This is a genomic window from Kineococcus sp. AC630 (assembly GCF_979255925.1).
The window spans coordinates 68,637-92,669 of sequence record NZ_CEEDMJ010000001.1 but is presented as its reverse complement, the minus strand read 5'-3'; the positions used below and the strand labels follow the sequence as shown (position 1 = coordinate 92,669).

The 24,033-nt window shown below is 72.6% G+C and carries 21 protein-coding genes; 8 read left to right on the top strand and 13 right to left on the bottom strand.

Annotated elements, in window-relative coordinates:
- Positions 1-2: 2 nt before the first annotated feature.
- The 6 genes from AC0I8G_RS00445 to AC0I8G_RS00420 all read right to left on the bottom strand — a co-directional run bounded on the left by AC0I8G_RS00445 (position 3) and on the right by AC0I8G_RS00420 (position 3,847).
- A complete protein-coding gene (locus AC0I8G_RS00445; protein ID WP_471728208.1) occupies positions 3-428 on the bottom strand; it encodes a hypothetical protein in 426 nt (141 codons plus the stop codon).
- Positions 425-805 carry a VOC family protein gene (locus AC0I8G_RS00440; RefSeq protein ID WP_471728207.1) on the bottom strand — a complete coding sequence of 127 codons (381 nt, stop codon included), beginning with the start codon at positions 803-805 and terminating at the stop codon, positions 425-427. The genes AC0I8G_RS00445 and AC0I8G_RS00440 overlap by 4 nt, the downstream gene beginning before the upstream one ends.
- Positions 806-810: 5 nt before the next feature.
- Complete coding sequence (locus AC0I8G_RS00435) at positions 811-1,323, bottom strand: hypothetical protein (RefSeq protein WP_471728206.1); 513 nt, start codon at positions 1,321-1,323, stop codon at positions 811-813.
- An 11-nt stretch (positions 1,324-1,334) separates the two neighbouring features.
- A complete protein-coding gene (locus AC0I8G_RS00430) occupies positions 1,335-2,717 on the bottom strand; it encodes an NAD(P)/FAD-dependent oxidoreductase (protein WP_380161243.1) in 1,383 nt (460 codons plus the stop codon).
- 81 nt (positions 2,718-2,798) lie between these two features.
- The gene (locus tag AC0I8G_RS00425; RefSeq protein ID WP_471728205.1) at positions 2,799-3,263 is read right to left on the bottom strand and encodes a VOC family protein; all 465 of its coding nucleotides are present in this window, start codon (positions 3,261-3,263) and stop codon (positions 2,799-2,801) included.
- Positions 3,260-3,847 carry a DNA-3-methyladenine glycosylase I gene (locus AC0I8G_RS00420; RefSeq protein ID WP_471728204.1) on the bottom strand — a complete coding sequence of 196 codons (588 nt, stop codon included), beginning with the start codon at positions 3,845-3,847 and terminating at the stop codon, positions 3,260-3,262. The genes AC0I8G_RS00425 and AC0I8G_RS00420 overlap by 4 nt, the downstream gene beginning before the upstream one ends.
- A gap of 50 nt (positions 3,848-3,897) precedes the next feature.
- Between AC0I8G_RS00420 and aroQ the strand changes: the two genes are divergently transcribed.
- Both aroQ and AC0I8G_RS00410 read left to right on the top strand, forming a co-directional pair.
- Positions 3,898-4,338 (top strand): type II 3-dehydroquinate dehydratase, encoded by a 441-nt coding sequence (gene aroQ / locus AC0I8G_RS00415; protein WP_380161246.1) that lies wholly within the window; start codon positions 3,898-3,900, stop codon positions 4,336-4,338.
- Positions 4,339-4,385: 47 nt separating this feature from the next.
- Positions 4,386-6,050: an FAD-binding oxidoreductase gene (locus tag AC0I8G_RS00410; RefSeq protein ID WP_471728203.1), complete on the top strand. Its 1,665-nt coding sequence runs from the start codon at positions 4,386-4,388 to the stop codon at positions 6,048-6,050.
- A 66-nt stretch (positions 6,051-6,116) separates the two neighbouring features.
- On the opposite strand, the gene AC0I8G_RS00405 is transcribed toward AC0I8G_RS00410, so the two are convergent.
- Complete coding sequence (locus AC0I8G_RS00405) at positions 6,117-7,697, bottom strand: S53 family peptidase (protein WP_471728202.1); 1,581 nt, start codon at positions 7,695-7,697, stop codon at positions 6,117-6,119.
- 59 nt (positions 7,698-7,756) lie between these two features.
- Between AC0I8G_RS00405 and AC0I8G_RS00400 the strand changes: the two genes are divergently transcribed.
- Positions 7,757-8,548 carry an aminoglycoside 6-adenylyltransferase gene (locus tag AC0I8G_RS00400; RefSeq protein WP_471728201.1) on the top strand — a complete coding sequence of 264 codons (792 nt, stop codon included), beginning with the start codon at positions 7,757-7,759 and terminating at the stop codon, positions 8,546-8,548.
- Here AC0I8G_RS00400 and AC0I8G_RS00395 read toward each other — a convergent pair.
- The 4 genes from AC0I8G_RS00395 to AC0I8G_RS00380 all read right to left on the bottom strand — a co-directional run bounded on the left by AC0I8G_RS00395 (position 8,545) and on the right by AC0I8G_RS00380 (position 14,008).
- Complete coding sequence (locus AC0I8G_RS00395) at positions 8,545-10,194, bottom strand: ATP-binding SpoIIE family protein phosphatase (RefSeq protein WP_471728200.1); 1,650 nt, start codon at positions 10,192-10,194, stop codon at positions 8,545-8,547. The two genes, AC0I8G_RS00400 and AC0I8G_RS00395, sit on opposite strands and share 4 nt — an antisense overlap.
- Before the next feature lie 49 nt (positions 10,195-10,243).
- Entirely contained in the window at positions 10,244-11,074 is an 831-nt protein-coding gene (locus tag AC0I8G_RS00390; protein WP_471728199.1) for an SDR family NAD(P)-dependent oxidoreductase, read from the bottom strand.
- Positions 11,075-11,085: 11 nt separating this feature from the next.
- Positions 11,086-12,312 carry an MFS transporter gene (locus AC0I8G_RS00385; protein WP_471728198.1) on the bottom strand — a complete coding sequence of 409 codons (1,227 nt, stop codon included), beginning with the start codon at positions 12,310-12,312 and terminating at the stop codon, positions 11,086-11,088.
- 64 nt (positions 12,313-12,376) lie between these two features.
- Positions 12,377-14,008: an EAL domain-containing protein gene (locus tag AC0I8G_RS00380; RefSeq protein WP_471728197.1), complete on the bottom strand. Its 1,632-nt coding sequence runs from the start codon at positions 14,006-14,008 to the stop codon at positions 12,377-12,379.
- A gap of 161 nt (positions 14,009-14,169) precedes the next feature.
- Here AC0I8G_RS00380 and AC0I8G_RS00375 point away from each other — a divergent pair, with 161 nt between their 5' ends.
- From AC0I8G_RS00375 to AC0I8G_RS00360, 4 genes are all read left to right on the top strand, one after another.
- A complete protein-coding gene (locus AC0I8G_RS00375) occupies positions 14,170-15,012 on the top strand; it encodes an MIP/aquaporin family protein (protein ID WP_471728196.1) in 843 nt (280 codons plus the stop codon).
- A gap of 36 nt (positions 15,013-15,048) precedes the next feature.
- A complete protein-coding gene (glpK, locus tag AC0I8G_RS00370) occupies positions 15,049-16,581 on the top strand; it encodes a glycerol kinase GlpK (protein ID WP_471728195.1) in 1,533 nt (510 codons plus the stop codon).
- An 88-nt stretch (positions 16,582-16,669) separates the two neighbouring features.
- Positions 16,670-18,376 carry a glycerol-3-phosphate dehydrogenase/oxidase gene (locus AC0I8G_RS00365; protein WP_328292560.1) on the top strand — a complete coding sequence of 569 codons (1,707 nt, stop codon included), beginning with the start codon at positions 16,670-16,672 and terminating at the stop codon, positions 18,374-18,376.
- A gap of 91 nt (positions 18,377-18,467) precedes the next feature.
- Positions 18,468-19,223 (top strand): glutamine amidotransferase, encoded by a 756-nt coding sequence (locus AC0I8G_RS00360; protein WP_471728194.1) that lies wholly within the window; start codon positions 18,468-18,470, stop codon positions 19,221-19,223.
- Here AC0I8G_RS00360 and AC0I8G_RS00355 read toward each other — a convergent pair.
- Entirely contained in the window at positions 19,187-19,981 is a 795-nt protein-coding gene (locus AC0I8G_RS00355; RefSeq protein WP_471728193.1) for an SWIM zinc finger family protein, read from the bottom strand. The genes AC0I8G_RS00360 and AC0I8G_RS00355 overlap by 37 nt on opposite strands.
- Entirely contained in the window at positions 19,981-23,043 is a 3,063-nt protein-coding gene (locus AC0I8G_RS00350) for a DEAD/DEAH box helicase (protein ID WP_471728192.1), read from the bottom strand. Before AC0I8G_RS00350 ends, AC0I8G_RS00355 begins: the two co-directional genes overlap by 1 nt.
- Before the next feature lie 157 nt (positions 23,044-23,200).
- Between AC0I8G_RS00350 and AC0I8G_RS00345 the strand changes: the two genes are divergently transcribed.
- Positions 23,201-23,803 carry a hypothetical protein gene (locus AC0I8G_RS00345; RefSeq protein WP_471728191.1) on the top strand — a complete coding sequence of 201 codons (603 nt, stop codon included), beginning with the start codon at positions 23,201-23,203 and terminating at the stop codon, positions 23,801-23,803.
- Positions 23,804-24,033 lie beyond the last annotated feature (230 nt).

Below are 24,033 nucleotides of genomic sequence, written 5' to 3'. Positions count from 1 at the left end.
GCTCAGCGTCCCGCAGCCGATCCCGCCCGGCGACGTCGCGCGAGCAGGACGGCGACGCCCAGCGTCACCCCGACGAGGGCGCTCTGCAGGAACGGTGCGAACAGGAGCCCGATCACCGCGGTGGAGGAGTCGGAGGTGAGGACGCTCCTCAGCCACCAGACGGTCAGGACCGGCAGTGCGAGACCGCCGATCAGCGCCGCGGGGACACCCCCCGACCAGTGGCGGCGCACCGAGATCCCCACGGCGGCCGCCGCGGCGAAGGGCAGCAAGGCCCAGCCGACGAAGACGATCACGAAGAGGACCGAGCCGACGTCCTCGGTGACGAGGTCCCAGGTCGTCAACCGGGCGGCGACCACCAGCGTCGTGAGCGCGCCCACGACGGGCAGCCCCACGAGGGCGAGGCGCACGGGGTCGCCGGATCCGTTCACCCGACGCCGTCCAACCGCGTCCGCAGCAGGCAGAACTCGTTGCCCTCGGGGTCCTGCAGGACGTGCCAGCCCTCGGTGCCGTCCTGGCCGACGTCGGCGGGGCGGGCGCCGAGCGAGAGCAGGCGCTGCAGTTCCTCGGTCTGGTCGCGGTCGGTGGCGTTGACGTCGAAGTGCAGGCGCGACTTCGCGGTCCGCGGCTCGGTCGTGGGGGACAGGACGATCGTCGGGGCCGGCCCCCCGAAACCGCTCGCGGGGCCGATCTCGATCGCGCCGTCGTCGACGTCGAGTTCGACGTAGCCGAGGACGGCGCACCAGAACTCCGACAGCTTCGCCGGGTCGTGGCACTCCAGCACGAGTTCGCTCAGGTGGCAGGCCATGGCGCTCAGACTAGGACGAGCGCCGCCGGCAGGTCATCGTGTCGAGCCTCCCCGACCGCGGCGGCGTAGGCCGCCGGGTCCTTCGCTCCCAGTCCCGACCCGGTGCGGTGCAGGGCGGCCAGGAAGGAGGGCCAGCCGCGCAGCGCCGCTTCGAGGTCGACGGGGAGCACGTGGACGACGGTCCCGGAGAGCAGGTCGAGCAACCGCTCGCTGCCGCGGTGGGCCCGGTAGTGGTGGGCGTCGGCGTCGAGCACGACGCGCGGTTCGCACCCGTGGGCGCGGGCCACGGCCACGGCCAACGGCAAGACGTTCTTCCCGCCGACGGCGAGCACCGGGACGTCCACCAGAGCGGAGAACACCGCCACGTCGGTCGGGCCCTCGACGAGCAGAGCCTCGGAGGTCAGCGACACCGAACGCACGAAACCCGCCGGCAGCGCGGTGTGCGCCAGCCGACGGGCCCGGTTCGTGCTGATCCGCAGGGAGGCGGCGACGTGCGCCACCGCCTCCTCGCTGATCACGACAGCAGTGGTCAGCCGACCTTGGGCTTCTCGGCGGCCTTGGGGTAGATGTCCGTGTTCTGCGCCGGGGTGATGAGCGCGTCCTCCGGACGGGTCTGGTTCAGCGCCACGGCCTGCGGCGGCAGGACGAGGTGCAGCGCCCAGTCGGTGAGCACGCGGATGCGGTTGCTCATCGCGGGGAGGGCGTACAGGTGGTACCCACGGGCGACGATCTTGGCCGGCAGGCCGGTCATCTCGATGCCCAGCGGCTTGGCGACGGCGGTGCCGCCGCCGAGGTCGGCCACCAGACCGAGGTCCTTGTGGACGTAGTCGGCGGCCTGGCCGATCCCGAAGCTGGCGGCGATGTTCTTGCCGACCGCGGTCCCCTGGCGCTGCGCGTGCTGCGCGGTGGGCGGGGTGATCGGCTGCGGGCCGTCGGCCGGCTTCGGCTTGGCGAGGTCGGGGACGGCGGCGGCGTCGCCGGCGGCCCAGACGTCCTCGGCGCCGGCGACCTTCATCTTGGCGTCGACGATGAGGCGACCGCGGTCCAGCGGGAGACCCATGGTGCCCATGAGGGGGCTGGCCATGATGCCCGCGCCCCAGATGAGGGTGCGCGAGGGGATCGGGGTCCCGTCGGTGAGGTTGATGACGTTGCCCTCGACGGAGGCCACGGAGACCCCGAGGCGCACGTCGATGCCACGGCCCTTGAGGGCGGACAGCGCGTACTGGCCCAGACGCGGCCCGAGCTCGGGCAGCACGGCGGGGGCGACGTCGATGAGCAGCCAGCGGACGTCGCGCACGTCGATGCTCGACCAGCGGTCGGCGACGCGGGAGAGCCAGCGGTGGGTCTGGGCGACGATCTCGGTGCCGGTGTAGCCGGCACCGACGGCGACGACGGTCATGCGCTCGGCGCGCTCGGCGTCGAAGCGGGGGTCGTCGGGCAGCGAGTCGGCCGCGTCGAGCTGGGAGAGCAGGTGGTCGCGCACGAACGCGGCCTCGCTGATCGTCTTGACCCCGCGGGCGCTCTCGGAGACGCCGGGGATCGGGAACCGGCGGGTCACCGAACCGGGGGCGAGCAGCAGCTTGTCGTAGGACAGCACCTGGGTGTCGTCGGTGACGACGCCGCGCTCGGACCGGGAGATGGTGACCGTCTTGGCCTCGGGGTCCACCGACGTGGCGTGGCCGATGACCAGCTTGTGACGGGGGAGGACCTGGCGCAGGGACACCGCGACGTGACGCGGTTCGATGACGGACGCGGTCACGTCCGGCAGCAGCGGCGCGTAGCTCAGGTGGTCAGTCGGGCTGACGATCACCAGCTCCGCCGTGGAGGCCGGAAGGAGCTTCTCGAGCTTCTTGCCGGCGTACAGGCCGGTGAAGCCACCCCCGACGATGACGACTCGCTGTCGATCGACCATGTGAACACCTTCTGTTCTTGGACTCGCCGGGACAGGTTCCCGCTTCGGTGCTCAGTCTTCCACCCGCGCGGGCGGGAACGTTCACGCGGGTGCGTCGGCGGCTGCTTCCAGCTCGGCGACGACGAGGCGCTTCATGCCCATCATGGCGTTCGTGGCCCGCCCGGCCCGTGCGCGGTCGGGGTCGCCGAGCAGCTCGTACAGCCGGTTCGGGACGATCTGCCAGGAGACGCCCCAGGGGTCCTTCAGCCAGCCGCACTGGCCCTCCGTACCGCCGTCGGCGACCAGCCCGTCCCAGTAGCGGTCGACCTCGGCCTGGTCGGCGCAGGCGACCTGGATCGAGAACGCCTCCGACTGCGGGTAGAGCGGCCCGCCGTTGATGATCGTGTAGGGCCGGCCGTCCAGGTCGAAGGACACCGTCAGCGGCGCCCCGTCGGGACCACCGGGCGACGTCGACGTGATCGCCGAGCCCGGGAAGAGGGAGACGTACAGCTGTGCGGCCGCGAGGCCGTCGTGGTCGAACCACAGGCAGGGGGTCGTGCTGGTCATCGTCGATCCGCCTCGATCTCGTTCCGGGCCGGGCACTGCGCCAGGTGGTCGTTCACGATCCCACAGGCCTGCATCGTGGCGTAGGCCGTCGTGGGTCCCACGAAGCGGAAACCCTCCGCCTTCAGCGCCTTCGACAAGGCGCTCGACTCCGCGGTGAGGGCCGGGACGTCGCCGGGGCTGCGCGGAACCTCCGGACGTGGTCGCGGGGCGGAGGACCACACGAGGTCGGAGAGGCTCCCGCCCCGCTCGGCGAGCGCGAGCAGCGTCCGGGCGTTGGCGATCGTCGCCTCGACCTTGAGCCGGTTGCGGATGATCCCCGGGTCGGCCAGGAGCCGGGCGACGTCGTCCTCGCCGTAGGCCGCGACCACCTCGGGGTCGAACCCGGCGAAGGCCGTCCGGAAGGTGTCGCGGCGACGCAGGACGGTGATCCAGCTGAGCCCGGACTGGAACGCCTCGAGGCTGATCCGTTCGTAGAGCTCCCGGTCACCGTGGACGGGACGGCCCCACTCCTCGTCGTGGTAGGCGGAGTAGAGGGGATCACCGTCACCGAAGCACCGGAACGGTCCGGCGGTCTGCACGCTCACCCGCCGAGCGTGGCACCCGGCTCCGACACGGGGTCGCTACCGTCCACCGGGTGAAGATCCTCGTGCTCAACGGTCCCAACCTCGGCCGGCTCGGCAAGCGCCAGCCGGAGGTCTACGGGACGACGACCCTGGCCGACGTCGACGCCCGGCTGCAGCGCCTGGCCGCCGAGCTCGGGGTGGAGGTCGAACTGCGCCAGACCGACGCCGAGCACGAGATGCTCGCCTGGATCCACGACGCCGCCGACGCCCGCCTCCCGGTCGTGCTGAACCCGGCCGCGTGGACGCACACCTCGGTGGCCCTGCGCGACGCCTGCGCGGAGCTGTCGGCCGGACTGGTGGAGCTGCACATCTCCAACGTGCACGCGCGGGAGGACTTCCGGCGCCACTCCCACATCACGCCGATCGCGACCGGTGTGATCGCGGGACTCGGCACGCAGGGCTACGAGCTGGCGCTGCGGTTCCTGGCCACGCGTGTCGGAGGTGGCGCGTAGGCTCGCCCGCGACCGAGGTGCCGTGTGGACAGTTGGGGAGAGTCGTCGTGGTCGAGCACATGAAGTGGTGGGGTTGGGGCCAGGAGGGCGTGGCCTTCCACCACGAGGACAAGCCGAACCTGGCGCCGTTCGTGAAGCGCGTCTCCGGCATCGACTTCAACGCTCCGCCCGCGCAGGTCCCGGAGCTGTCCGAGCTGGACGTCCCCGGATCCCGTGCCCCGCAGGAGCTGCGCGACGCCTTCGTCGAGGCGCTCGGTGCCGAGCACGTCCACGACGACGACATGGACCGCGTCGTGCACTGCTACGGCAAGTCCATGCGCGACCTCGTCCGCATCCGTCGCGGGGACTTCGGCCGCGTGCCCGACCTGATCCTCTACCCCGGCACCGAGGCCGAGGTGGAGACCGCCCTGCGGATCGCCCTGGACGCGGACGCCGTCCTCATCCCCTTCGGGGGCGGGTCCAACATCGTGGGTTCGCTGGAGGCCCCGCGCGAGGAGACGCGTCCGGTGCTCTCCCTGGACATGGGCCGCATGCGCTCGGTGCTCTCCCTCGACGAGACGTCCCAGACCGCGCGCATCCAGGCCGGCGCCCTCGGCCCGGACCTGGAGGCGCAGCTCAACGCCCGCGGCTGGACGATCGGCCACTTCCCGGACAGCTTCAAGCACTCCACCCTCGGCGGCTGGATCGCCACCCGGTCCTCCGGCATGCAGTCCGACCGCTTCGGCGACATCGCGGACATCACCCGGGCCGTGCGGGCCGTGACCCCCAAGGGGATCGTCGCGACCTCCGAGGTACCGGTGCAGTCCGTCGGACCGTCGGTGCGGGAGATGATCCTCGGCAGCGAGGGTCGCCTCGGGATCATCACCGAGGCGACCGTGCAGGTGCACCGGATCGCCGAGGAACGGGTCATCCAGGCCTACTTCTTCCCCGACTACGCCAGCGGTCTGAAGGCGATGCACGACATCGCCGCCTCCGACGCGACGCCCAGCATCACCCGGGTCTCGGACGCGAACGAGACCCAGTTCACCCTGGCCACCTCCAAGAAGGGCAGTGCGCTGGGGCAGCTGCTCAACAAGGGCGTCCAGCTCTACGCGAGCAAGCGCAAGGGCATCGACCTCGAGCAGATGTGCCTGTCGTTCATCGGGTTCGAGGGATCGTCCCTGTCGGTGCGCCGCAACAAGTCCCTCGTCGGCGACATCGTCAAGAAGCACGGCGGCTTCGGGGTCGGCTCGAACCCGGGGAGCCTCTACGACCAGAAGAAGTTCGACACCCCCTACATCCGCGACTTCATCCTCGACCGCGGCGCCTACGGCGACGTGTCCGAGACCTCCTCGTCGTGGACGACGCTGAACACGTTGCACGACAACGTGGTCGCGGCGGCGAACAAGGCCTTCGCCGAGGTCGGCATCAACGGCTTCGTGTTCTGCCACCTCTCCCACAGCTACCACTCCGGGGCGTGCCAGTACTTCACGTTCGCCTTCCAGCCGCCGACGGACCGCGACGGTCTGGAGGCCTACGACGCCGTCAAGGGCGCCATCCAGCAGGCCTTCATGGACAACGGCGGAACCCTCTCGCACCACCACGCCGTGGGGCGTGAGCACAAGCGCTGGGTGAACGAGGACGTGTCGCCGGCGGGGGCCGAGATCATCGGTGCGCTGTTCACGGGAGTCGACCCCGGCCGCAACCTCAACCCGGGCGCCATCGTCGACTGAGGACTCAGTCACGTCCGTAGGGCGAGGACACGACCCGAGCCGGTCGCGTCCTCGCCCCGCGCACGTTCAGGCGCTCGTCAGGCGCCGGGCCAGCGTCGTCCCGACGGGTACCCCGAGCCCGGTGCAGGCGTCCCACCCGGGACCGGCGGAGTAGTCGCCGTTGTCCCCGACGGTGATGTCGCGGAACCCCTCGGGACTGTTCCCGGCCCTGGCCCCCGCGTAGACGAGGGGTTGCAGCAGACCGAGTCCCGAGCCGCGGGCCTGGACGATCCGCGCGACCAGCGCCGCCCACAACGGGGCCACGGCGCTGGTTCCGCCGATGACCTGACGCCGGCCGTCGACGAGGACCTCGTAGCCCGTCTCGGGATCGGCCACGGCCGCGACGTCGGGAACCCCCCGCCCGGCCCCGCCGCCGACCCGGTCGAGCACCCCGGCGTCCCGTTGCCAGTCGGGCAGTCCGAAGGCCGCGCTGACCCCGCCGCCCGTGGCGCCGCGCCCGTTCCACACGACCTCGCGCTCGACGGCGCCGTCCGCGCCGACGCGCAGACTCGTTCCCCCGCAGGCCAGCGCGTGCGGGCTCGAGGCCGGGAAGTCCGCATGGGGGGCGCCGTCGTCGACCCCGTCGCCGCTGCCGTTGTCGCCGGCGGCGGCCGTCACCGTCACTCCGAGGGCCGCCGCGTCGGCGAGGGCGTCGTCGAAGGCGGCCCGGGCCTGCGCGGTCCAGGAGTCCTCGGGGCCGCCCCAGCTGATGCTGACCGCGGCCGGGGTGGGGTCGGCGTGCACCGCCGTGGAGAGGGCGTCGAGGAAGCCGCGGTCGGTGTTCGGGGCGAAGTAGACCGCCAGCCCGGCGCCGGGGGCCATCGCCCCGACGACCTCGATGTCCAGCATGACCTCGCCGTCGGCGCCGTCGGCCGCACCGGGGGAGTTCGACCCTCCGTCGACACCGATCGCACGGACCGCGGGGGTCGCGAGGCCCAGGCCCCGGAAGTAGGTGTCGAGGTCCTCCGGGCGGAACCCACCGCCCAGTTCGAGGATCGCGACCTCCGTCCCCGAACCGTCGGAGTCCGGGGGGAAGTCGTAGACCTCGGCCAGGCGGAGCGGGGTGAAGCTGCTCGTCACGGCCTCGGCCCGGGCCACGCGGAACTGGGCCCGCGCCTGCGGCCGGTCGTCGAGGCCGAGCACCGCGGTCACGATCCCGTCCAGCCCCTCCGGCAGACTGACCGAACCCTCCCGCTGCCGATGGCGGACGTCCTCTCCCGCAAGACCTTGCGAGACCACCTCGCGCAGGTCGACGTCGAAGAGGGCCGTGACGGCGGTGACCGGACCGCTCACCGACACCCGCCGCCCGGCCTCGTCGACGGCGTCCACGCGCAGCCCCGCGTCCTCGACGATCGAGCGCACCGTCGCGACGTCGGCGGGGTCCGCCCCGAACCCGGACCGGAGTTCCTCGCGGGAGAGGGCCCGCGGGGTGTTCACGACCTCCGCGGGCAGCGGTGCCCGCCGGCGCAGGACCAGCGTCACGTCGATCGACGCGTCGGGGGCGAGGGGGACCGCGTCGCGCGCACGGGGCGCGGCGGCCCGGGAGCTGCCCGAGAGGGGGCGGCGAGGGTCGTGCGACTGACTCTGCCGGGGCGTCTGGTCCGTCATGGCGTGGACTGTGCCACCCGGCCCTGACACCTGCCCGTGGGACCTGGCACGGTCGGTGCGTGGACTACGACGACGTGCTCGACCGGCTGACGCGGTGGGCCGGTGGCGACCCGAACGTGCGGGCGCTCCTCCTCACCGGTTCGGCCGCGGCCGGAGCCACGCACCCGCTCTCCGACCGCGACCTCGAGGTGTACGTGGACGACCCGACCCCGTTGCTGGACGACGACGCGTGGTGGTCGGAGCTGGGTGAGGTCCTCGTCGTCGAGAGGTTGCACGCACCCGGCTGGTACCCGTCACGGATCGTCTACTACGCCGACGGCAAGCTGGACCTCACGATCGTGCCCGTGGGGGAGCTGACGGCCGTCGTGCGCGACCGCCCGTTCACGGTCCTGGTCGACGCCGACGGGCTGACGGCCGGTCTCGAACCCGCGCCGCCGGTCCTGGAGCCGCCGAGCGCGGCCGACGTCGAACAGGCCCTGAACTGGGGCTACGCGGCGGCGTTGATGTGCGCGAAGGCGGTCGTGCGCGACGAACCGTGGTCGGCCAAGGTCCGGGACCGGGACCTGAAGGAGCAGCTGCTGCGGCTCGTCGAGTGGGACCACCGGGCGAGGTACGGGGCGGCGGTCGACGTCCGCTTCCTCGGGTCCCGGATGCGGGAGTGGATGGACCCGGACGTCCAACGCGAGCTCGAGGACTGCTGGGGCCGCTTCGACGGTGCGGACACCGCACGGGCGCTGCGGGCCGGCGTGCGGTTGTTCGCGCGGCTCGCGCAGCGCCTCGCGGCGCGGTCCGGGTTCGCGCCCTTCGACCACGAGCGCCTGCACGCCGAGATCGAGGCGATCCTCGGCTAGGCGACCAGCAGGTCGGCCCAGACCGTCTTGCCGTCCCCGCGCGGTGCCACCCACCAGCGCTCCGCGACCATCTGGACGATGAGCATCCCGCGCCCACCCGTCGCGTCGTCGGCGGTCTCGCGGGGTTGGGGGTGCTGGGTGGAGGTGTCCTCGACGCCGACGCAGAGCAGGGACTCGGCCAGGTCGTGACGCAGGGTCAGGGTGGCGGGGGAGCCGGTGTGCAGCAACGCGTTCGTCACCAGCTCCGAGACCACGAGCTCGGCCTCGTCGGCCCGGTCGACGAGGTCCCACGCCTGCAGCGTCGACCGCAGGTGGTCGCGGGCGGTGCGCACGGCGCGGCCGTCCGCAGGCAGCACCAGGCTCGTCTCCCTGGTCCCCGGAGCCGGGCCGGCGTAGTCGACGACGAGCAGGGCGGCGTCGTCGTTCTTGGTGCGCCGCGCCGGGGCCAGGACGTGGTCGGCGAGCAGTTCCGCGGGGGCCCCGGCCATCTCGGCCAGCGCGAGTTCGAGGGTCTCCTCGCCGGCGTCGCCGTCACGCGGCCACTCCACGAGACCGTCGGTGTAGAGCAGCAACCGGCTGCGGGCGACGAGCCGGTGGCGGGCCTGCGGGAACGTCGCGTCGGGCAGGACCCCCAGCGGCGGACCCGGCTCGACGTCGAGCTCACGGACCGGGCCGGGGGCGAAGAGCAGCGGGACGGGGTGACCGGCGCTGGCGACGACGACCTCACCGGTGCCTTCGTCCAACGACATCAGGCAGCACGTCGCGAACAGATCGCCCTCGAAGCTCTGCATCAACCGGTTCGTCCGCTCGAGCACGGCGGCGGGGTCGTGGCCTTCGCTGACGTAGGCCCGCACGGCCGTGCGGACGCGGCCCATCAGCGCCGCGGCGGCCGCGTTGTGGCCCTGCACGTCGCCCATCGACAGCACGAACGCACGGTCCGTGGGGATCGCGTCGAAGAAGTCCCCGCCCACCTCGGCCCCGTCGGTCCCGGGCAGGTAGCGCGAGGTCAGGCGCACCGCCTCGGTCTCCGGCAGCCGGTGCGGCAGCAGGGCGAGCTGGATGGCCCGGGCCGTCTCGGCGGCCTGGTTGGCGTGCAGCAGCTGCTCCTCGCGCGAGGCCGTCTGGCGGGCCCGGCGCTCGCGGTCGAAGATCGACACGACGAGCTGCGCGAGGTCGGCGAGGTCGGTGCGCTGGTGGTCGCTCAGTTCCGCGGACACCTCGTCGAAGACGCAGAGCGTGCCCAGGGCCAGGCCCTCGGGGGTGAGCAGCGGGGCGGCGGCGTAGCTGCGGATCCGACCGAGGCGACCGTCGACCCACGGGTTGGCCGCGAACCGGATGTCGCGGCGGGCGTCGGGGGCGTGGACGAGCCCGCCGTAGCCGAGGGAGTAGTAGCACATCGAGTCCTCGCGGGCGCAGTCCGCGCGGTCGAACCCCTCGGTGGCCAACTGCCGCTGGAGCTGGTCGTCGATGATGTTCACGACGGCGTTGGGCATCCCCGTGACCTTCCGGGCCAACCGCACGACCGCTTGCAGTTCGTGCGGTGGCGCCGCCGCGACGTCCACGTACTCGCGCAGCGCCGCGAGGCGCGCACTCTCGTCGTCGACCGGAGCCACCTCGGTGGACCGTGCCGAGGTAGCACCGTTCATGTCATTTACGTTACTACCTGACTACCCTCCGTGTTCTAGAAACCTGCAGTCAGTGCCGATCGGGGTGGCGGCGCTTCGCCCCGGACGGCATGGCGTTCCAGACGGTGCTGACGAGCCGACGCGGAACCACGTCCAGGGCCGTCGAGACGAGCTTCCAGCGACGCGTCGGGATGCTCACCGTGCGGCCGGCGAAGAGGTCGTCCAACGCGGAGTCGACGACGTCGTCGATGTCCAGCCAGATCCGGTTGGTCAGACCCGACCCCCCGCCCGAGCGCATCCCCGAACGGGCGTGGAACTCGGTGCGCACGTAGCCCGGCTCCACGACCGTCGCGCTGACGCCGCTGCCCTTCAGCTCACCCGCGAGGGTCTCGGTCAGCACGATCACGTAGGCCTTGGCGGCGGAGTAGTGCCCGCCCCCCGGGACCAGACCGGCGACGGAGCCGACGTTGAGGATCCGACCGCGACCGCGGGGCACCATCGCCCCCGTCGCCGCCCGCGACAAGACCATCACCGCCCGGCAGAGCACGTCGAACATGCGCTCGTGGTCGGCGACCTCACCGTCGAAGAAGCGCTGCTTCAAGCCGAAGCCGGCGTTGTTCACGAGGACGTCCACGGGGGCCTCGGGGCTGGCGACCCGCTCGGCCACCCGCTGCAGGTCCGCACGCACGGAGAGGTCGGCGGCGATGACCTCGACGTCGACCCCGTGCTCGGCCCGCAGTGCGGCCGCCGACGACTCCAGCCGGGTCTCGTCGCGCGCGACGATCACCAGGTCGTGACCACGGCGGGCCAGCGAGTGCGCGAACCCCGCCCCCAGACCGGCGGTCGCCCCCGTGACGAGGGCGGTCGGACGCGGAGCGCGGGCAGGCGTGGAGCTGGTCACGAGGGGGGAGCCTACGGGGCCACGGCGACCGGGCGCCGACCCCACACGCGTTGCGCCGCCAGGCAGACCACCGCCGCCGTGAGCACCGCGCAGGAGGCCGTGGTGAGGGCCTCCCGCGGGCCCGCGGCGTCCAGGATCAGGCCGGCGGCCGCGTTGCCCAGCGCCGCGCCCGCGGTGATCGCCGTGGACAGCCACGCCTGCGCCTCCCCGAGCCGGTGGGCCGGGGCCAGCTGGTCCACCAACCCCTGAGCGGCGATGAGGTTCGGGGAGATGAAGAGCCCGGCGAAGAAGAGGACCACCATCAGGACGACGAGCGGCACGTCCGCCCCGGCGCTCGTCGCGACGGCCAGGAGCAGGACCCCGAACAGGGCCAGCGTCACCAGCAGCCGACGCCGGTCCGGACTGCGCCAGTCCCGGCTGCCGTAGAGCAGACCGCCGATGGCCGACCCGCCGGCGATCGGCGCGAACAGCACCCCCAGCCGGTCCGCCGACCCCAGCAGGTGCTCGGCCAGTCCGGCGATCGAGACGTCGAGGATGCCGAAGCCGATGCTCATGACGGCCATCACGACCAGCAGCAGGACGAACCCCGGGCTGTGCAGCAGCGCCGCTCCCGCACCGTGCGACCCACCCTCCCCGACGGTGGCCGGTGGCCGCCGCGCGCCGGGGGAGCGGACGTAGGCCATCGTCCCGCCGAACAGCAGCAGCACCGTCACCAGCAGGGGCAGCGCGGCGACCCCGAGCAGCAGCAACCCGCTGAGCAGCAGGGGGCCGCCGACGAAGATCGTCTCCACCGCCGCCGCGTCGAGGGCGTACCCGCGCCGACGCGGTCGTTCCTCCAGGACCACCACCCGCCAGGTCGAACGCATCGCCGGGCTCAGGGGCGGGAACGCGGTCCCGGCGAGCAGGGCCAGCACGGGCAGGACCGGCTCCGGAACCGCCTGCCACACCGTCGCTCCCGTCAGGAGCAGCAGCAGCCCACCACTCGCCGCCGCGGTGGGGACCAGGACGCGCGGTTGCCCCAGCCGGTCCAGCGCCCGGCCCCAGAACGGCGAACCGAGCGCCAGCCCGACCGCGAACAGCCCCGTGACGATCCCGGCGAGGGAGTAGGAGTCGCGTTGGTCGCGCACCAGCAGCACCAGCCCCAGCGGGGCCGTGGCGATGGGGATGCGGGCCACCACCGAGGAGATGAACGGACGTGCCACCAACGGATCGCGCAACAGCGCGAAGTACCCCGACATCCCCACCAAGTTCCTTCTCGGCGCTCGCTGCACCGCGACCGCACCAGCCTTGGGGTCGAGCTTGTCAGACGGGCCAGATGCGCGCGCAGTGCCCACCGGCGCGGCGGGCCGCGTCCAGCGCCGCGACGGCCTGCCGCTGCGCCTCCGCACCCGTGGCCGCCCGCGTCGGGGCGAGGCTCGCGCCGATGCTCACCGACACGTCGGGATGGGTGTCCATCGACGTCTCCACCGCCATGAGCAGGGCGTCGGCGACGCGTTCGACGACACCCTCGCTGCCCGCCCGCGGCAACCCGGTCAGGAGGACGGCGAAGAGGTCGGGGCCGACCGGGATCCACCGGTCGACCGAGCGCACCGCCCGGCGCATCCGGGCCACGACCGTGGCGCGCGACGCCGTCGAGGAGCCCTCGGAGCCGTCGACGCCGACCACCAGCAGACCCGTCCCGGTGCCGACCCGCCGGTCGTCGTCGATCGCCTGCGACACCGTGGCCACCAGGTCCCGTTGCCCGGCCGGGGCCAGGTCCACGACCGCGGGGGACGCCTCGCCGGTGCGCTCGGGGGTCCGCTCCGGTGCCTGCTCCAGCAGCCCCGCCAGGACCGAGACCACGAGGTCACGGTCGTGGGAGACGACGAGGTCGAACTCTGCGCCCACGGGCCGGGCGAGCACGATCGAGGCGAAGTGCGGCCCCAGCACGACCGCGCCCACCTCGTCGGCGCCGGGCAGGGACAGCGAGAACCCGGCGCGCCGGGCCAGTTGCTCGTGCCGGGCGACGCGCTCGGCCGACGCCGTCCCGAGGCTGACGACCGCGGTGGGTTCGACGCTGCGCAGCGCGTGCCGTTCCAGGTGCCGGAGGGTGTCCTCCACGACGTCCGCGTCGACGCGTCGCGCGGCCCGTCGGCACGCGACCGCCGCGAAGGGCGACCCGGTGAGGGGTGCCGGTCGCGCGGCCGGCCGCAGCGGCTCGCGGGCCGCAGCCGTGGCGTCCTCGCTCGGCCGACCGAAGAACCACCCCTGCCCCAGCGTGGCGCCCAGGGCGCGAGCGGTCCGCAGGTCCGCGGCGTTCTCGATCCGCTCGGCGAGCACGAGCGAGCCGTCCCGTTCGGCCTGGGCGCCGACGGCCTGGACGATCGTGGCCACCTCGGCCTCGGGTCGGGCGGCCAGCAGACGCAGGTCCAGCTTGAGGACGTCGGGACGCAGCACGGGCAGCAGGGCCAGCGCCGCCGGGTCCGCGCCCAGGTCGTCCAGGGCGATCCCCCACCCGCGCTCGCGCAGGCGGGCCGCGAGCCGGAAGACGTCACCCGGCCGCGTGGTGAGGGCCCGCTCGGTCAGGTCCGCCACGACGTGGGCGTGGTCTCCGGACGGGACCTCCACCAGGTCCGTGGAGACGTTGACGAAGAGGGTGGCCGCGCCCGTCGACGTGCTCAGCGCCGTGCGCAGGCAGGCGGCGTCCAGGTCGGCGAGCCGGCCGGCGTCCGCAGCCGCCGTGAACAACTGCTCCGGGGAAGCGAGGGCGGAACCGTGCGGACCGCGGACCAGGGCCTCCACGGCGACGGGTTCGCCGGTGGCCAGGTCGACCACGGTCTGGAACACCGAGCGGAGGGCGTTCTCGCGCAGCACCTGCCCGAGCGCAGGGCCGGGCGCGCTCGTGGGGTCGGTGCGCAGCGGGGTCACCCGGTCGACGTCGGCACGTTGGGCCACGAGCTTGAGCCCGAACGGGTGAACGGTGACGCACCGTCCGCTACCGGCGCAGATCGTTCGACATGGTCGAACCGGACGCGTTGACGCCGGTCCTGCCCCCTCCTACCTTCCAGACCACGGCAACTTCGCCGTCTGCACGCCCGACTCAACGTGGAGTTCCCATGTCCCACAGTTCTTCGACGGAGTCCGCCGCGCCCGCGGCGACGATCCGTCGCAAACCCACGCTCGTCGGTGAGCTCCTCGCCGAGTTCGCCGGTACCGCGATCCTCATCCTGTTCGGCGTCGGTGTCGTCGCCCAGGTCGTGGCCGGCAAGAACGGCGGCGCCGACTCGATCCACTGGGCCTGGGGCCTCGGGGTCACCTTCGGCATCTACGTCGCCGGCCGCACGACCGGTGCCCACCTGAACCCCGCGGTCACCATCGCGCTCGCCGTGTTCCAGGGCTTCTCCTGGAAGAAGGTCCTGCCCTACAGCGTGGCGCAGTTCCTCGGGGCGTTCGTGGCCGCGCTGCTGGTCCGCTGGGTCTACGCCGGCCCGATCGACGCGCTCGACCCGGGTCACACGTACACCAGCCAGGGCATCTTCTCCACCCTGCCCGGCGCCGACGTCAGCGTCGGTGGCGCGTTCCTCGACCAGGTCCTCGGCACCGCGATCCTCGTGTTCCTGATCTTCGCGGTCTCCCAGGCGAAGGCCATGCCCCCGGGCGCGAACCTCACGCCGTTCATCGTCGGCCTCATCGTGGTCGGCATCGGGATGGCGTGGGGCAGCAACGCCGGCTACGCCATCAACCCGGCCCGCGACTTCGGCCCCCGGCTCGCCTCGTTCGTGACCGGGTACTCCACCGCCATGCGCGAACCCGGTGGGGCGTTCTACTTCTGGGTCCCGATCGTCGCCCCGATCCTCGGTGGTCTCATCGGCGGTGCGCTGTACAAGGTGCTCGTCGAGCGCCACCTGCCCGACGAGGACGCCCCGGAGCCCGAGGGCCGCGTCCTCACCGAAGACTGACCCGACCACTCAACGCAGAGAGACGGACGAGAAGACATGACGGACACCAGCGGACCTCAGTACGTCGGCGCGGTCGACCAGGGCACCACCTCCAGCCGTTTCATGGTCTTCGACCACGGCGGCAACGAGATCGCCAAGTACCAGCTCGAGCACACCCAGATCATGCCCAAGCCCGGCTGGGTCGAGCACGACCCGATCGAGATCTGGGAGCGCACCAGCTCGGTCATCCAGTCCGGTCTGCGCCAGGCCAACCTGACGTACAAGGACCTCGCCGCCCTGGGCATCACCAACCAGCGCGAGACCGCCGTCGTCTGGAACAAGACCACCGGTCGCCCGTACTACAACGCGATCGTCTGGCAGGACACCCGCACCGACCGGATCGCCTCTGCGCTGGACCGCGACGAGCGCGGCCAGAAGATCCGCCAGAAGACCGGGCTGCCGCCCGCCACGTACTTCTCCGGCGGCAAGATCCAGTGGATCCTCGAGAACGTCGACGGGGTGCGCGAGGCCGCGGAGAAGGGTGACGCCATCTTCGGCAACACCGACTCCTGGCTCATCTGGAACCTCACCGGCGGCCCGCGCGGCGGTGCCCACGTCACCGACGTCACCAACGCCAGCCGCACGATGCTGATGGACCTCGAGACCCTCGACTGGGACGACGAGCTGCTCGCGATCTTCGGCATCCCCCGCCAGATGCTGCCCACGATCAAGCCGTCCTCCTACACCGAGGGTTACGGCGAGACCCTGGAGACCGGCCCCCTGGGCGGCAAGGTCAAGCTGACCGGCATCCTCGGCGACCAGCAGGCCGCCATGGTCGGGCAGGTCTGCTTCGACCCCGGCATGGCCAAGAACACCTACGGCACCGGCAACTTCATGCTGCTGAACACCGGTGAGGAGCTCGTGCGCTCCAAGGCCGGGCTGCTGACGACGGTCTGCTACCAGTTCAACGACGAGAAGCCGGTCTACGCCCTCGAGGGTTCGATCGCCGTCACCGGCTCGGCCATCCAGTGGCTGCGCGACCAGCTCGGCATCATCTCCGGTGCCGGGGAGTCGGAGTCGCTGGCCCGCCAGGTGGAGGACTCCGGCGGCTGCTACTTCGTGCCGGCCTTCTCCGGGTTGTTCGCGCCGTACTGGCGCTCCGACGCCCGCGGCGCCATCGTCGGGCTCTCGCGCTACAACACCAACGCGCACATCGCCCGGGCCGCGCTGGAGGCGATCTGCTACCAGAGCCGCGACGTCACCGAGGCCATGACCGCCGACTCCGGCGTCGAGGTCGAGGTGCTCAAGGTCGACGGTGGCATCACCGCCAACCAGCTCTGCATGCAGCTGCAGGCCGACATCCTCGGCGTCCCCGTCTCCAAGCCCGTCGTCGCCGAGACGACGGCGCTGGGCGCGGCCTACGCCGCCGGTCTGGCCGTCGGGTTCTGGAAGAACCTCGACGAGCTGCGCGAGAACTGGAACGAGGGCGCGCGCTGGGAGCCGACCTGGAACGAGGAGCAGCGCAAGGACGGCTACACCGGCTGGAAGAAGGCCGTGGAGCGCACGCTGAACTGGGTCGACGTCGACTGACCCACCCCTGAACGCGTCGGGCGCGCGCGATGCGCGCCCGGCGCACACCATGGAGCAGAACCCGCAAGAAGAGGTTGAGGAGCAGGACGTGGAGATCAAGGCACTGTCACCGCAGGCACGGGAAGACGCGCTGCGCGAGATGGCAGAAGGTGAACTCGACGTCCTCGTCATCGGTGGCGGCGTCGTCGGGACGGGAGCCGCGCTCGACGCGGTGACCCGCGGTCTGCGCACCGCGATGGTCGAGGCACGGGACTGGGCGTCGGGTACCTCGAGCCGGTCCTCGAAGCTGATCCACGGTGGCCTGCGCTACCTGGAGATGCTGGACTTCGCGCTGGTGCACGAGGCGCTGAGCGAGCGCGGTCTGCTGCGCAACAAGCTCGCCCCGCACCTGGTGAAGCCGGTGCCGTTCCTCTACCCGCTGTCCAAGCGCCTCGTGGAGCGCCCCTACATCGGCTCGGGCATCGCGCTCTACGACGGCATGGCGATCTCGGGGGGCAACAACAAGGGCTTCCCGCTGCACCGCCACCTCACGCGGCGCGGTGTCGCCAAGGAGGCCCCCGGTCTGCGCAAGGACGCCATGGTCGGCGCGATCCAGTACTACGACGGCCAGGTCGACGACGCCCGCCACACCATGATGATCGCCCGCACCGCGGCGACCTACGGGGCCATGATCGCCAACCGCACCCGGGTGAAGGAGTTCATCCGCGAGGGTGAGCGCGTCATCGGTGCGGTCCTCGTGGACCTCGAGACCGGGGCCGAGATCAAGGTCCGCTCCAAGCAGGTCATCAACGCGACGGGTGTCTGGACCGACGAGACGCAGGAACTGGTGAACGCCCGCGGGCAGTTCAAGGTCCGGGCGTCCAAGGGCATCCACCTCGTCGTCCCGCGCGACCGCATCCAGTCCAAGACCGGTGTGATCCTGCGGACCGAGAAGTCCGTCCTCTTCATCATCCCCTGGGGCCGGCACTGGATCATCGGGACGACCGACACCGACTGGACGATGGACAAGGCCCACCCGGCCGCGACCAGCGCCGACATCGACTACGTCCTCGAGCACGCCAACTCGGTGCTGAAGTCCCCGCTGACCCGCAAGGACGTCCAGGGCGTCTTCGCGGGCCTCCGTCCGCTGCTGTCGGGGGAGTCGGAGTCGACCTCCAAGCTCTCCCGCGAGCACGTCGTCGGCCACCCCGTCCCGGGTCTCGTCGTCGTCGCGGGCGGCAAGTACACGACCTACCGCGTCATGGCCAAGGACGCCGTGGACGTGGCCGTCGACGGTCTCGACGGGAAGATCCCGGTCTCCACGACCGAGAACGTCCCGCTCGTCGGGGCCGAGGGGTACCACGCGATGTGGAACCGTCGCCACGCCCTGGCGGCGCAGGCCGGCATCCACGTCGACCACGTCGAGCACCTGCTGAACCGCTACGGCTCGGCGATCGACGAGGTCCTCGCGCTCGTCGCGGCGGACCCGACGCTGGGTGAGGCCCTGCCGCACGCGGACGACTACCTGAAGGCCGAGGTCGTCTACGCGGTGACCCACGAGGGCGCCCGTCACCTCGACGACGTCCTCGCCCGCCGCACCCGGATCTCGATCGAGACCTACGACCGCGGCACCGAGACCGCGGAACTCGCGGCCGACCTGATGGCCGGGCCGCTGGGCTGGGACGACGAACGTCGTTCCACCGAGGTCAAGACCTACCAGCAGCGCGTGGCCGCCGAACGCGCCTCGCAGGAACAGCCGGACGACGCCTCCGCCGACGCCGTGCGGCTGCAGGCGCCGGAGATCGTCCCCGTCTGATCCGCTGAGCCCGCAGGCCCTCACCCCGACGGGGTGGGGGCCTGCGGCGTTCACCCTGCGCCGGGCGGGAGCGCGATCTAGGGTCACGTCCGTGAGACCGTTCCTGCTGCTGGCCACCCGCGCCGACGACGCCGTCGCGGAGTCGGAGATCCAGGCGTTCCTGCGCTACGGGCAGTTCGGGCCGGGGGAGCTGCGCCGGATCCGGTTGGAACGCGACCCGCTGCCGGAGCTGGACCTGGCGGAGTTCTCCGGGATCCTCCTCGGCGGCAGCCCGTTCTGCACGAGCGACCCGGAGGAGACGAAGTCCCCGGTCCAGCGGCGGGTGGAGCGCGAACTCTCCGGGCTGATGGACCGGGTCATCGAGGAGGACGTGCCGTTCCTCGGCGCCTGCTACGGCGTGGGGACCCTAGGGGTGCACCAGGGCGGGACCGTCGACCACACCCACGGCGAACCCATCGGCACGGTCCCGGTGACGCTCACCGCGGCCGGTCGGGCCGACCCCCTCTTCGGTTCCCTGCCGTCGACGTTCGACGCCTTCGTCGGTCACAAGGAGGCGGTCCGGGACGTCCCCCCGCACGCCGTCGTCCTGGCGTCCTCCCCGACGTGTCCGGTGCAGGCCTTCCGCGTCGGGGACCACCAGTACGCCACCCAGTTCCACCCCGAACTCGACGTCGAGGGCATCCTGGAGCGGGTCGCGGTCTACCGGCACGAGGGGTACTTCGACCCGGCGGAGTACGACGAGGTCGTCGCGCAGTTGCGCCGCTCCCAGGCCACGGCGGCGACGGCGCTGCTCCGGGGCTTCGTGCGGCGCTACCGGCGCGACGAGCGGGAGCTCAAGGCCACGTAGTAGGGCCGCAGGACGTCGGCGATCCCCGCCGCGCCGGGACCGAGGACGAGGTCGTCGAGGTCGTCGACCACGGTCCGGCCCGGGATCCGGCGTCGGACCCCCAGTTCGGGCAGTGGCCCGCCGCTGCGGTGGAACGTCGCGACGTGGCGGGACAGGTCCTCCACGGGTTCGGAGGGTCCGGAGGCGGCGGTGGTGATGCGACGCACGAGGTCCCCGAGTTCCACCCCGCGCAGGGTCAGCGTCGTGGCGGGTTCGGCGTCGAGCCGTTCGGCCAGGGCGTAGACGACGGCCGCGGCGTGCTTGCAGGGTTCCCCGTCGTCGGGGCAGCTGCAGTCGTACTCGACCTCGGCGTCCTCGGGCAGGAGCTCGATCCCGATGCCGGACAGCAGGTCCACCAGTCCCGGCGGGACGTCACCCTCGAACAGCGGGGCCAGCAGCAGCGGGTTCTCGACGACGGTCGCGACGACGGCCTCGACCTCGGAGGCCGACCACCGGCGGACGAGGATCTCGACCAGGTAGGGCCGGGGCCGGGACCCCTGCACCCGGGCGCCGACCGCCCCTGGTCGCGGGGTCAGTTCGACGACCTGCCCCGCCCGCGCGTAGGTCCGGCCCCGGGCCAGCCTCCCGGCGTCACCGGTGCGTTCGAGCGCGGCGGTGAACCGCTGGGACCACCAGTTCTGCGCGATCCGGCCGCGTTGCGACCGCAGCTTCGGGCCCCCGCCCGCGCGGCGCCGGCCGTACTGCTCCCAGTCGGGCATCAGTCGCCCACCGCGTTCTCGCCGAGGCTGATGAGTTCGCGCAGGGCGTCCCCGTCGAGTTCGGTGATCCAGCCCTCGCCGCTGCCGACGACGGAGTCGGCCAGGTCCCGTTTCCGCGTGATGACGGCGTCCACCCGTTCCTCCACCGTTCCGACGCTGACGAGCTTGCGCACCTGGACCTGGCGGTGCTGCCCGATCCGGTAGGCCCGGTCGGTGGCCTGGTCCTCGACGGCGGGGTTCCACCAGCGGTCGACGTGCACGACGTGGTTGGCCGCCGTGAGGTTCAACCCGGTGCCGCCCGCCTTGAGGGAGAGCAGCATGACCCCCGGACCGCCGGACTCGGAGAACTCCGCGACCATCCGGTCGCGGCCCCGTCGCGAGACGCCGCCGTGCAGGAACGGCACGGGTTCCCCGGTGCGATCGGCGAGGTGCGGACCGAGCATGTGGCCGAACTCGGCGAACTGGGTGAAGCAGAGGACCTTCTCACCCTCGGAGCGCGCCGACGTGACGATGTCGTCGAGGAGTTCCAGCTTCCCCGACCGGTGCCGCCCGCGGTGCAGGACCCCGGAGGAGTCGCCGAGGTAGTGCGCGGGGTGGTTGCAGATCTGCTTCAACCGGGTCAGCGTGGCCAGGATCAAGCCGCGACGGGACATCCCGCCCGGGTCGGAGTCATTGTCCGCGAGTCGTTTCACGAGCTCGTCGACGACACGCCGGTACAGCGCCGCCTGCTCGGGGGTGAGGTTGGCCCGGACGGTCATCTCGATCTTCTCGGGCAGGTCGCCGGCGACGGTGGGGTCGGTCTTGACCCGGCGCAGCACGAACGGGCGGGTGACGACGGCGAGCCGGCGGGCCGGTTCCTCGTGGCCGAGCTTCTCGATGGGGACGGCGAAGGTGTCCCGGAAGCTCGCGGCGCTGCCCAGCAGTCCGGGGTTCGTGGCGTCGAGCACGGCCCGCAGGTCCTCCAGCCGGTTCTCCACGGGGGTCCCGGTGAGGGCGACCCGGTGCGCGGCCGGGATCGCGCGCACGGCGCGGGCCTGTCGGGTGTTGGCGTTCTTCACGTACTGGGCCTCGTCGAGGGCGACCCGGTGCCACGTCGCCGCGGCGAGGTCGGCCACGTCGCGGACCAGCAGCCCGTACGTCGTGACGACCAGGTCGTGCTGCGCCGCGACCGCGGCGAACTCCGTACCCCGGGGCCGTCCCGTCCCGTGCTGGACGTGCACCCGCAGCCCCGGCGCGAACCGGGACGCCTCCGCGGCCCAGTTCCCGACGACCGACATCGGGCAGACCAGCAGGGTCGGTCCCGGTTCGCGGGGTTTCTCGTGCAGCAGCAACGCGATCAGCTGCAACGTCTTGCCGAGCCCCATGTCGTCGGCGAGGACGGCACCGAGGCCGAGGTCGGACATCGTCGCGAGCCAGGTCAGACCGCGGCGCTGGTAGGGCCGCAGGACCGCTCGCAGCCCCGGCGGGTCGGGGAGTTCCGGCAACCGCTGGGCGGCGTCACCCGAGAGCACGTCCCCGAGGATCCCGCGGGCGTCGACCCCCGTGACCGGGGCCGGCAGGTCACGTCCGGCGCCGACCATGGCGAGGACGTCCAGCACCGACGCCTTGCCGTTGCCCCGGGTGCGGAGGAACGTCGCGCTGCGCCGCAGCGTCTCGAGGTCGACCTGCACCCATTCCCCGCGGAACTGGACGAGCGAGGCCTTGGAGGCGGCCAGGGCCAGGAGTTCGGCCTCGGTGATCGGGGAGTCCCCGAGGGCGACCTGCCACCGGAAGGCGATGAGGTCGTCCTTGCGCACCTGCGGATCGGTGATCATCCCGGGGTGGGTGGCGGAGGCGTTGAGGGACAGCGACAGCGCCTTCTTCGTCCAGTGCCGGGGGAGCTGCAGCGGGATCCCCGCGGCGGCGAGCTTCGGACCACCGTTCTCGACGAGGTCGAGCAGCTCCTCGATCGAGAGTTCCACCCCGGCCTCGGCGGCCGCGTCCCCGCGTCGTGACGTTCCGCCGAGGATGCGCCGCAACGGCGGGTGGACGGCACCGGCGCGGGCGGTCCCCGTGAGCATCAGCAGCAACGGGTCCTCGCCGTCGGGGGAACTCGCCCCCTCGGCCCGCGCCTGATCCAGGGTGAGGGTGAGGCTGGGGTCGTCCAAGGGGCGCAGCCGGGTCTGGATCCGCCAGTTCAGGTCCGCGACCCGGTCGGACTCGCGGGTGTCGAGCTTCCCGTCGGCCAGTTCCTCGGGGACGTCCTCCCACGGTTCGGGTTCCACGACGCGCAGGACGACGTCGTAGCCGGCGTCGTCACCGCTGCGGTGCCACTCGCGGACCCGCCGCGACAGCGCCCGCAGGTTCCCGGCGTCCGGGACAGGTTCCCCCCGCTGCAGTGCCCCGATCCACGCCTGCACGCTCGGGCCCTCCGGCACCTCGTGCAGCCGGACCCGCTCGGTGCGCTCGGCGGTGAGGACGTCGACGACGAGCGTGCAGACGTCGTCGAGCACCGAGGTGGCCGCCGGCGGTCCGTCGTGGCGTCCCGGTCCGGGCTCGGCGCGCAGCACCGGCGGGCAGGCTTCGGCGACGGCGGCGCGCCAGCGGTGGAACGCGCGGTCCGGGAGGGGGATCCAGCGGGCGGTGAACCGCTCACCGTCGCCGCTGAGGTCGGGGACGACGTGCCCCGCGTCGACGGCCGCCCGGGCGCCCGCCGCGACGTGCGCGATCCAGCGCAACCCGTCGGAGACGGGCGGCTGCTGCGCGCTGACCTCGGTGAGGACCTCGACGGCCCGGGCCCCCGGGAGTTCCACGACGTCCACCTCCACCGGGGCGAGCCGCAGGTCCTCGCGCGCTCGCCCCGTGGAGGCGGCCGGACGCCCCGCCGGGGTGCACGGGAGCAGCAGCGTCACCGTCCGGCTGCTCGGGCGGGAGAGGGCGTCGGCCAGCGCCGTGGCGCGGGGTGCGAGGGAGGCCAGGGCCGCCAGGTCGGCGGGCCGGGCGGTGCCGGGACGCCGGCGCGGCACCTCGACCCAGAGGGCGAGCGTCTGCGCGCGGGTCCAGAGCCCGTGGACGACCAGCACCGGGGCAGCCTACGGCCACGGCAGGTCCGCGACGGCTGGACGGATTCCGGGGAAGTCACCCGTTCGGCCTAGTGGACGTGGCAGGCTGTTCGCCACGGCCACCGCCGGGGGGAGTGGTCGCCTGTCGTCCACACGTCTCTGGTTCGGGGGGAATCCCATGTACCGCAAGGTCTTCGCCGCGCTCGCGGCCACGTTCGTCCTGCTCGTCGGGGTGGCGCCGGCGGCGTCCGCCGGCCCACGGTCCGGTCTCACGCTGTCGGCCGTGGACGTCGGCGTCTACGGTCCGGCCACCAACCCGGTCTTCTTCGGCTGCCAGTCGATCCACCCGCCGTCCTCGGACTGCGGCTACGTCTACGTCACCGCGACGGTCTCCGGTTTCGACGCCTACGGCGGCCTCAGCGACGACCCGTCGAGCCAGAACCAGCTCGGCGGCTTCGGCGGTCCGGGTTCCTCGGCCCGCCTCACCGAGCGGTACACGTGCGGGACGAGCACGCGGGTCCGGTGGCTGAGCACCACCCTCGCCCCGTCCGGGATCTGGGGCGGCTACGGCGGCACCACGAACCGCTACACCCGGCAGGGCACGAACGCCGCCAGGCTCAACGCCGGCTTCCAGTTCCCGAACCCCCGCAGCACCTGCGACGACCTGAAGATCCGCGCCGCCTGGGTGAGCGACGTCCGCCTCGGCTTCGACGGGACCAACGGCGCCCCCGACCGGGTGTTCCGCCTGCGCGGGACGCACCGGGTCCCGCTGCCCGCCTGATCGCGCAGCACGTCCACCCCCGCAGCCGGTCGGCTGCGGGGGCTTCCACGGCTTCGAAGACCAGTCAGGTGTCCTGACCGCCGACGTTGGTGACACGCCGAAGGCCACCGGGTCCGTGACGTGAGGAAGTCCTCCGAGCGGGGTGCGGAGCGCTCGAGGAACCGCACCAGCAATCGGAAGTCTCCGTGCCTCGCGACGCTGCTCCCACTCCCGTCGGACGCCCGGAGCTC